The organism is Clostridium sp. D43t1_170807_H7 (assembly GCF_015555905.1).
GTDB lineage: Bacteria > Bacillota > Clostridia > Clostridiales > Clostridiaceae > Clostridium.
In genome coordinates this window covers 1-9,213 of the sequence record NZ_JADNLK010000047.1, presented here as the reverse complement: position 1 = coordinate 9,213, position 9,213 = coordinate 1, and the positions used below count along the sequence as shown (strand labels likewise).

At 25.9% G+C, this 9,213-nt stretch carries 12 protein-coding genes and 1 pseudogene; 10 read left to right on the top strand and 3 right to left on the bottom strand.

Going from position 1 to position 9,213, the window contains the following annotated elements; translation table 11 throughout:
• The first annotated feature begins 154 nt into the window (after window positions 1-154).
• From I2E98_RS15405 to I2E98_RS15395, 3 genes are all read left to right on the top strand, one after another.
• Window positions 155-1,021, top strand: coding sequence for an IS3 family transposase (locus tag I2E98_RS15405; protein ID WP_347708049.1), 867 nt, complete (start codon window positions 155-157; stop codon window positions 1,019-1,021).
• A gap of 5 nt (window positions 1,022-1,026) precedes the next feature.
• The gene (locus tag I2E98_RS15400) at window positions 1,027-1,308 is read left to right on the top strand and encodes a hypothetical protein (protein WP_195469757.1); all 282 of its coding nucleotides are present in this window, start codon (window positions 1,027-1,029) and stop codon (window positions 1,306-1,308) included.
• Window positions 1,309-1,767: 459 nt separating this feature from the next.
• Complete coding sequence (locus tag I2E98_RS15395) at window positions 1,768-2,304, top strand: hypothetical protein (protein WP_195469756.1); 537 nt, start codon at window positions 1,768-1,770, stop codon at window positions 2,302-2,304.
• A gap of 91 nt (window positions 2,305-2,395) precedes the next feature.
• On the opposite strand, the gene I2E98_RS15390 is transcribed toward I2E98_RS15395, so the two are convergent.
• The 3 genes and pseudogenes from I2E98_RS15390 to I2E98_RS15380 form a co-directional block, all read right to left on the bottom strand.
• Window positions 2,396-2,650, bottom strand: a complete 255-nt coding sequence (locus tag I2E98_RS15390; RefSeq protein ID WP_195469755.1) for a tyrosine-type recombinase/integrase — start codon at window positions 2,648-2,650, stop codon at window positions 2,396-2,398.
• 13 nt (window positions 2,651-2,663) lie between these two features.
• A pseudogene (locus I2E98_RS15385) lies at window positions 2,664-3,014 on the bottom strand (transposase); the annotation flags it as partial.
• Window positions 3,015-3,035: 21 nt separating this feature from the next.
• Window positions 3,036-4,127: a transposase gene (locus I2E98_RS15380; protein ID WP_195469754.1), complete on the bottom strand. Its 1,092-nt coding sequence runs from the start codon at window positions 4,125-4,127 to the stop codon at window positions 3,036-3,038.
• Between the two features lie 328 nt (window positions 4,128-4,455).
• On the opposite strand from I2E98_RS15380, the gene I2E98_RS15375 reads away from it, so the two are divergent.
• The 7 genes from I2E98_RS15375 to I2E98_RS15345 form a co-directional block, all read left to right on the top strand.
• A complete protein-coding gene (locus tag I2E98_RS15375) occupies window positions 4,456-4,830 on the top strand; it encodes a hypothetical protein (RefSeq protein ID WP_195469753.1) in 375 nt (124 codons plus the stop codon).
• Window positions 4,831-4,907: 77 nt separating this feature from the next.
• A complete protein-coding gene (locus tag I2E98_RS15370; protein ID WP_195469752.1) occupies window positions 4,908-5,651 on the top strand; it encodes a hypothetical protein in 744 nt (247 codons plus the stop codon).
• Between the two features lie 14 nt (window positions 5,652-5,665).
• Entirely contained in the window at window positions 5,666-6,664 is a 999-nt protein-coding gene (locus tag I2E98_RS15365) for an Mbeg1-like protein (RefSeq protein WP_195469751.1), read from the top strand.
• Entirely contained in the window at window positions 6,664-7,023 is a 360-nt protein-coding gene (locus I2E98_RS15360) for a hypothetical protein (RefSeq protein WP_195469750.1), read from the top strand. Before I2E98_RS15365 ends, I2E98_RS15360 begins: the two co-directional genes overlap by 1 nt.
• A gap of 71 nt (window positions 7,024-7,094) precedes the next feature.
• Window positions 7,095-7,358, top strand: a complete 264-nt coding sequence (locus tag I2E98_RS15355) for a hypothetical protein (protein ID WP_195469749.1) — start codon at window positions 7,095-7,097, stop codon at window positions 7,356-7,358.
• Between the two features lie 229 nt (window positions 7,359-7,587).
• Entirely contained in the window at window positions 7,588-7,737 is a 150-nt protein-coding gene (locus I2E98_RS15350; protein ID WP_195469748.1) for a hypothetical protein, read from the top strand.
• 475 nt (window positions 7,738-8,212) lie between these two features.
• Window positions 8,213-9,213: hypothetical protein (locus I2E98_RS15345; RefSeq protein ID WP_195469747.1), on the top strand; the 1,001-nt coding region annotated here is incomplete at its 3' end.

The following is a 9,213-nucleotide window of genomic DNA, read 5'->3' as shown; positions in this document are numbered from 1 at the left end:
CTTGTTTTTCATTCAAATTTATCACCTTCCACACATCCTTATATACCATATTATTACCATTTAGTATGTGTATATAATTATTGGAAAATACTAGGTGGAAGAATTTTTAAATATTATTTGGGATACTATTAGTCTGTGCTAAACAGATAAAGTAATAGAATTCATAGATAGCAATAGAAACAACCATAATATTAAGACTATGTGTACCGTTCTAGGCGTAGCCAGAAGCACCTATTACAAATCTTTTGATAAAACTAAATCTACAAGAGAAGTAGAAAATGAGGAATTAAAAGCAGCTATTATACGAATATATAAAGCTAATAAAGGTATATATGGAGCGCCTAGGATTCATCATATACTGAGTACAGAGGGCTTTACTGTATCATTAAAGAGAGTCCAAAGAAAAAAGGCTGAACTTGGTCTTTGTGCAATAACTGTAAAAAAATACAAAGCTTATTCAAATAAAAAAGTTGCAGAAGGTTTAGAAAACGTTTTAAAAAGAGATTTCATAACTACTTCTATTAATGAAAAATGGGTAGGAGATATTACATATATTCATACTATCAAAGATGGTTGGTGCTATTTAGCTTCAGTTCTTGATTTACATTCTAAAAAAATAATTGGCTACGCTTTCGGTAAAAGAATGACTAATAATTTAGTTATTAAAGCTTTGAAAAATGCCTATTATAGCCAAAATCCTGATAAAAATAAACAGCTAATATTCTATACAGACTTAGGCTCTCAATACACCAGTAATAATTTAAAAGAGATATGTAAAGAGCTTAATATTATACAATCATTTAGTAAAAAGGGTTGTCCATATAACAATGCTTGCATAGAATCTTTCCATTCTTCAATAAAGAAGGAAGAAATCTATAGAAATACATACCGTACCTTCGAAGAAGCTAATATAGCTATATTTAAATATATTGAAGGTTGGTATAACAGGAAAAGACTACACTCTTCTATTAATTACATGACTCCAGATCAATGTGAATTACTAGCTAGAAGTGCAGCATAAAAAAATTGACTTTTTGTGTCCAAGATATTGACATAAGACCAAACAGTCCTTATTTAGCTATTAATTCAGTTTATATTAATAAATACAAGGAATGGGAATTCAAAGTCGTACCTAAAAACTTTTGGAGAAAAGAAAAATCGATAGAGGCGATAAAATGGTTAATTGAGGAAAAAATAAGATTAAGCGATAAAGATTTAAAAGAACAATTGTCTAGGAAATTATTTAAAGATAATGGATTAAGTGGTATGTTACAAATATCTTTAATAATAGTCCATTTGCAGCTATAAAATTAGCTTATCTAAACAAATTTTAAATAGTTGTTATTAAAAGTTATAAATAAATAAAAACAGCGATTAGTTTAATACGATTCAAATAGGATGTACATTTGTTAAATATAGTATTGTAGATATAGGATAGTTAGTATGAATCAATACTAACTCCTATATCTTTTTTATATATAATGTTTAGTTCCTTCCGCAGTTAGCTAAATTCACTTAGGTTTCATTATATAATTTCACTAGCTAAAGCAAAAGAAATAAATCAAAAAATTAATAATTTAAAAAATACTCTTGATTTTAATATTTTTATGATTCTAAGTGAGATTATTAGCATTAATATAAATAAAAATACATTAAAAATTTTATCATGTTTAGTATTTTTTTTAATGTATGATATAATAAACACTGCTATAATTTTTTGCAAAATAGTAGAAATATACATGAGATATTGATAGGAGAGTAGAAAATGTGTTGAATGAAAATATATATAAGGAACAAGAGAAAACAAGTTTTGCTTGCATTGAATATATGAAAGAAGAAGAGGGGAATAGTCAATCAGATAATAATTGCAATATAAACAAAATGAAGAATGATGTTGAAGTTATATTAGAAGCTCTAAAGGAGGAGGGATATTATCTTGTTAAACTGAAAGTAGGAGATGAATATATATGCATAACTTTAGATGATATTATTTATGTACGAGATGATTTTTTTTTAGCCCCAGGAGGAGATTTTATTACAGGTAAAATATTTAGCGCTAATAAATTAAATTATGGGGATTATAGGTATCGTTTAGAAAAATTATCTAAAACAAAAATAACATTTCTTAATGACGGATTAATGATAAAAAACTATGGCGAACCAAAATATAATGATAATAAATATTATCATCCAGAATCGGTTTTATATATAAGATATGATGCAATAATGACAATTAAGCCTGTTGAACGTTGGAGCTATCAAGATAAGGATAAAAATCACGACGTTAAAAGTTTGCTATGGTAATTTCCATTTTAAAGAAAAGCAATATTAAATTAATTTATTAATATTGCTTTCTCAATTAAATGATATTGATTATCAATAGATAGACATTAAATTATAACATGTAACTAAAATCTATTTTTGTTGTTACTTCCTTTAATTTCTTAGCACTTATACCTAAATATCTCATAGTAGTTTTGATAACACTATGATTTAAAACATATCTAACTAATTCAATATCATATCCTGATTCTTCATAAATAGTATGTGCAAAAAGCTTTCTAAATGAATGTGTTCCTATATTTTTATATCCTAAATAGTCTGTTATTATTTTAATATGAAAATTTATTAAGAATATATAATTATACATCTTTATTAATTATTTAAATTACATTTAGTTTTATATTAATAGTTAATAATGTTACGGTATAAGGGGATTCTAATATTACCTTTACACCTAATATTTTTATTACTCTTTTTAAATTATAGATAAAAAAGGCAATACTAATCTCACCTCTTACGTTTTTTAAATTTCTAAGAAGTAGATAGGTAAAATTCATATTTCTTTTTAAAGTTCTAAATGGATGTTCAACAATACTTTTTCTTAAAGAATACTCATCTTTGCAAGTTTCTAATCTTAAAATCATATTGTCAACTGATTGACTACTTTCATTTCTTCTAATTACTTTTCTATTTTTGGCTTTAGTACATTTACTTTTATTAGAACATCTATTACAAGCTTCTGAATTATTATATTATTTAATCTTTGAATCTTTTTTCTTTGTAATAAGATATAGTCTGTTTCCTTCAGGACAAATATAAGTATTAGTTTCATTGTCATATTTAAATTTCTCTGAAAAATATCTACTATCTCCTATACCATTAGAATAAGAAGGTTTTGAAACATATGTAACTATATCGTCTTTTTCACACTGATGTATATCATTTGAATGGAAATATCCTTTATCAGCTAAAACCTCTAAAGTTTTTACTTTATAAATATCCTTAGCTTTTTTACTCATAGTATATAATTGCCCTTGATCTTGGGATAAATTATTTACTTCAAAAGTTGTTATTAATTTATTCTTGCAGTCTACAACTGCTTGTACGTTATATCCAACATCAGTTCCTTGATGTGCTCCAAATTTTACTGTTCTAGCATCACTATCTGTAAGATTAATCTCATTAACATCTGCTTCATCCATATTTTTTTCTAATTCATCATAATATTTTAATTTTTCTTTCAGATTATCAATTTCAATATTAATAAATTCTTTATCTAATTCTTTTTGATTTTCTACTCTATCTGCAACTTCTATCTCATGCAAATATTCTTTAATTTTACTATTAGCAATCTCTCTCATTTTAATTAATTTATTTCTACTATAATGCTTTCTTTTCGATGCCGAAGCTTCCAGCTTCGTACCGTCAAGTGCTACTAATTCTCTACTATATAATCCTAAATTAATACAATAATTAACAAAGTTTTTAAACATAGATTCTAGTGCATCAATATTATCTTTTCTAAAATCTGCTATAACTCTATATTTAGGTTTAATATCTTTAATTAGCCAAATAACCTCTTTATTTATTACACATTGTTTTGCTAATTTTCTTGAAGATCTTATTCCATTAAAATATCCGTAGATATATAGTTTCAATAAATCCTTAGGATTAAATTTCGGTCTGCCAGAATCTTTATTATTGCCAAGTTTAAAACATAATGATTCTATATCCATGGCATCAACAATTTTATCAATAACTCTAACTTCACTATCAGATGAAGCAAAAGATTCTAAACTTTCTATTCTCATTTGATTTCTATCTTTCCCATGGATATAATTCATAATAAGCATCTCCTAACATTTAATGTTTAATAATACTTATTATACCGTATTTCTGGAGTTTTCGCACAGTCTGCCGGGAGTCATTGAGAGGGGCAAAGCCACTCTCTTGCTACACTGGAAAAGCAGAATTAGATACAGAAGAAGTGACAGCATAAGACAAAATTCGGGCTACCTCCGGGGAGCATCCATTATATGGATGTCCCGGAGGTAGTTTTATTTTATTAACAATCACAAATAAGATAAAATTTACAGTAAAAGAAAGATAAGGTAATATATATATATATATATATAGTTAGTAAATTTTAATAATTAATAGGATGATGTATTTATGAAAAGTTATTTAAATGAGCAAAAAGAACAAAAAATTAAAGATTTAACAAATGCAAAGCAATTATTGGCTAAAATAAATTCATTAGAAACTATAAATGATACAGTTGATAGTAATGTAAAAGAGGTTAGAACATTAGTAGATAGTACTTTTCTAAGTGATAATAAAAATAAAATATCTAAAAATGCTTCAGAGATTAACAATGGTTGTAGGGATAGGGTAAATTTAGCAAAAACTTATACTAATAATCTTATTACTAAAATACAAAAACAAATTAAAGAAATATATAATCAAATAATTTCTATAGAAAAGGAAGAAGAGAAAAAGAGAAAAGAAGAATTACAAAAAAGAAATATAACACCAGGAAGCATATAAGGGTTTATTAAAATAAGAGAGGTATATAAAATATGTTGAAAAAAAATAAGTTTAGAATTTTAGGAGGTATATTAATTATGAGCATAGGATTAATCATTACTGGATGTAGTGACGGTAAAGGTGGAAACGATAACGAAAATGTAAATAAAAATAAAAGTTATTCAGAAGTAGCATTAGAAGTATTAGAAGAAAGATATGGTGAACCATTTGAATTAAGTCAAATAGGGGGAACCTTTGGAGCATATAGAAGAAATACAAAAAAATTAATATGTAATCCAGTAAGTAATCCTAACACATATTGTTTTGTAGAAGTGGAATCAGACAAAACAGAGGTTCATGATGATTACTCCGATAGGATAATGGAAGAAAGATTTGCAGTAATGTTAGAAGAAGAAGCAAAAAAAATATTTGAAGATGAAATAAATATAAAATTAAAATTTAATTCCTTTTATGATGGATATCAGTATCTAGATATGGATTTGTTAGAGTTTTATAAAAATAATGTATATCCACAATACTCTATAGATATTTTTATAAATTCTAATGGAAATATTGATAAAAATGCTGAAGCACAGAAAATGTTAAGTTTTTCAAATATGGTATTAGAGAGTGGATTAAATGAAAACAGTGGAATTTGGTTTTGGTATTGTAAAGAGGATACTTATGATGAAGTAAATGAAAGTTATTATTTATCATATTTAAGTGGTGAGATGTATGAGTATTATTCTGATGAAAATAGAACTTATAATAATAGCTATATTAGGATAAAAGATAGGAAACTAGAACAGGATATTAATGGAGCAATAGATAATTTTGAGTAAGTATAGGAGGGAATATGGGGATTACTGATAAAGAATTAGCGGATTTTTCTGATTTAAGTTACTTAAATATTCCTGATGAATTAACAAAATCACTTAAAAAGGGAGAGAGTTTACCTATAAAAGAATTAGCAGACTATTATTTAGGTGATAAAAATCCAGGAAAATTTAAATATGATGATATACAAGATCAAAGAATAATTTCAATTTTAAAAGAATGTCAAAATGGAGCATATAGTAATTATGAAATAATAAGATATGATAATAAAAATGATGGAGATGGATTTGTGGGATATGCCATTAAGACACCAGATGATGAAATAATAATTGCATCTAGAGGAAGTGAAATGCCCTATGGGGAAGAAGATGAGATTCCTGATAGTGTAAGTAATAATCTTAAACCTACATGGGAAGATTGGATTGATAATTTTAAAATATCTATTCAAGGTGAAACAGCACAGCAAGCATCTGCAAAAGAATTCCTAAAGGTGGTTGGTAAAATTAGACATGAAGAGGGATATAAAGAAATATATATTACAGGACATTCAAAAGGTGGTAATAATGCATTATATATGGCTGTTACAGCAGATCCGGAATTATTAGAATATATAAAAAAATGTGTAACATTTAATGCTCCAGGATTTAATGATGAATTTATTAAAAATAATAAAGAAGCTATAGAAAAATTATTAAGTGGAGATAAAGTAATAGAATATCAAGGAAAAGGTGACTTTGTATCTGCATTAATGAACAATATAGGAATAATTAAAGTAGTAGAACAAATTGAATGGGATAATAAAGGACTAATTGATGATCACTTTATATATGCAATGCTTTTAAACGGAGATAAAACGGATTTTATTATAGATAGTAGTGGAAGAAAGAATTTAATTCCTAATTTTGTTAATAAGCTTGTATCGAAATTATTAAATACTTTAAGTGAAGATGAAATAAATAAAGTTATTGGATTAGTAGAAGAATTAATTTGCTATCAAAACATGGTGGAGATCTCTTAATGAATATGGCTAAAAAAGGTGATGAACTCTCAACAGTCTTAAAAAGAGCATTTAATTATGGTGATGAATTAGAATTTGCTGGAGTAGAAACACTTAAGGGAGCTCCTAAGATTAGTACGAAGTTACAGGATTTTGTATCAAAAATTACTGGTAAGGTTGATGATGTAAGTAGTGGAACTGTAAAAGGGGTTAGTAAAGCTGATATATTAAAAAAATCAGGTTTAGATAAATTAAAGTCAGATGAAATATTAGCTATACCTAAAGATAGTAGACGAGACCCTTCAACGTATCTTAGTAAGGAATATAAGTATCTAAGTTTACATCAGATGTATTTCTTACAGATATCAATTCAGTTTTAGTAAATTGTTTTTATAAGCAGTATAAAAATATAGAAAAAATAAATGAATTATTTGAAAATAGTTTACAACATATGTTAAAGGGAAATGCTTGCAATGTTTATATTGCTATTTTATATTTTGATGCTTGTATTTTTCAGGAGGAATTAGGGAAAGCAACATTTATTATTAATAAAGAAATCCTAGGACGAAGCATAAAAGAAGCAGTAGCTAAAAATAAAGATGAATTATCTCAAGGGGTAATTTTTGAAAATGGAATGAAGAAAAGTAATCCTTTAAAAAATATCGAGAATTTTAATAAATATTATGAAAAAAAATATAAATTTAGTATTATTTAAATCATATTTATAATTTAGAATGAAATAATTATATATTAAGATAATAAAATTAATAATATGTTCCTACTTAAATTTATAGTTTTAATAATGTTGTAAAATCTAATATTTTAGAAATACAAGAAGTTGGTGATAAAATCTTAGTTTTATTAAAAATAGGACTAGGATGCAGTAAATTGGATGATTTATATTGTATTCCAAATAATAGAAAATATTGTAGAGAATAGAGTCTTTGAATGAAAATTATGATGGAAAATTGAGATTCCTGTATTTTGAAATAAGTTCAATTGGTCTAAAATACTCAGTGGTGGATTTTTATGGTAGAAGATTTTTCTTTGATATAGAAACTGAAAAAATTATAGGAAAAGATATTGTTAAGTAATATCCAATAAGATATAGTGTTAAGAATATTTTAGATGTATAAAACTATATAGTTTAGGATGAAATGAAAACTATGAAAAGATAAGATAAGTAATACTGCGCAATTTTAATAATAAAATGAGTCGTGGATAAAGGGGAGAGATTGTAGGATAAAATTAAAAAGTAATTTATAGTTGATGAAACAAAAGATACTTTCTAGAATATTTACCACCTTATCTCCCTTTTAACCTAAAGTAAAAGAAAGTATAGGTATAATAGAAATATCGATACTACAGTAGTGTCCATATTTTTTTATATTGATTTAATAATTATAAATTAAAAAAGAAAAGATACGGATTTTAAATATATGTAGATTATTACAATTGATTTACATTTAGTGCAATGGTAAAATTTTCAATAAATACAAATATATAATTGATGTAAAAGTTGCTATAAATATAAAAGGTATAAACTAATAGTATTTAAGAATAAAAGGGGTGTTTATAGCAGATATAAAGCTTAGTCGTAATGAATTATTACAACAAGCTAGAAGGGTAAGTAACATAAAAGATGAGATAGATAAAATACTTAGGGAAACTACAAATACCTATAATGTTTTAGCAAGGGTTTCAGAAGTTAGTACATGGTCAGCAAGAAGAGATTTAGATAATGTAAGGTCTGCTGTAAATAAGACATCTAGGGACTTAGGAAACTTATGTACAAGTATAAATAGTGCAATAAGAATATATGATCAAAAAGAAAAAGAACTTAATAAGCTTGCAGAGATAAAGAAAAAGAATTTAGCTTCTAATTCCATTAGAAAAGACCAACATGTAGTAAGTTCATACCCTATAGGCAAAAATATAACATTTAAGACTAATAATACAAAAGCTTTAGGCAACTTAAATAAAGCTAAGTCAATATTAAAGATTGATGCTAATAAAGTAGGTAATATGGTTGGAGTTGCCACTGCAGTTTCCATTAATGCAGTTTCAAATATAATTGCAGTAAAAGGTAATGAATTAGGCGGGCTTATAGGTAAAGCATTGTCAAAATTATCTAATTTTGATATAAAGAATATTACAGGCGTTAAACCATTAAAGAATAATGTTATTAAGCCATTGTTAAAAATAGCAGCTATACCTATTAACCTTTTAGGAAATGTAGTAAAAGCCTCTAATAAAATAGTGTCTGTAGTTGTTGATAAAGTTCAATCACAACTGGATAAAGTGAAAAATAAAGTTAATGAAATTTGGAATTCTATACCGGATACCATAGAAAAATTAAAAAATAAAGTAACTGCAAAAAGTAAAGAAGTATTGGATGGACTTAACGAATTTGCAGATGATTTAAAAGAAGGATTTTTTAACTTTTTAAATGGTTGCAAAGATTTCGTAGTAGGGATCTTTGATTCTGTAGTTTCTGTTTTAGCATCACTAATTAATATTGTAGCTCAAGCACTTATTGGTATAGTAGCAGGATTAGGATATTTAGGTGG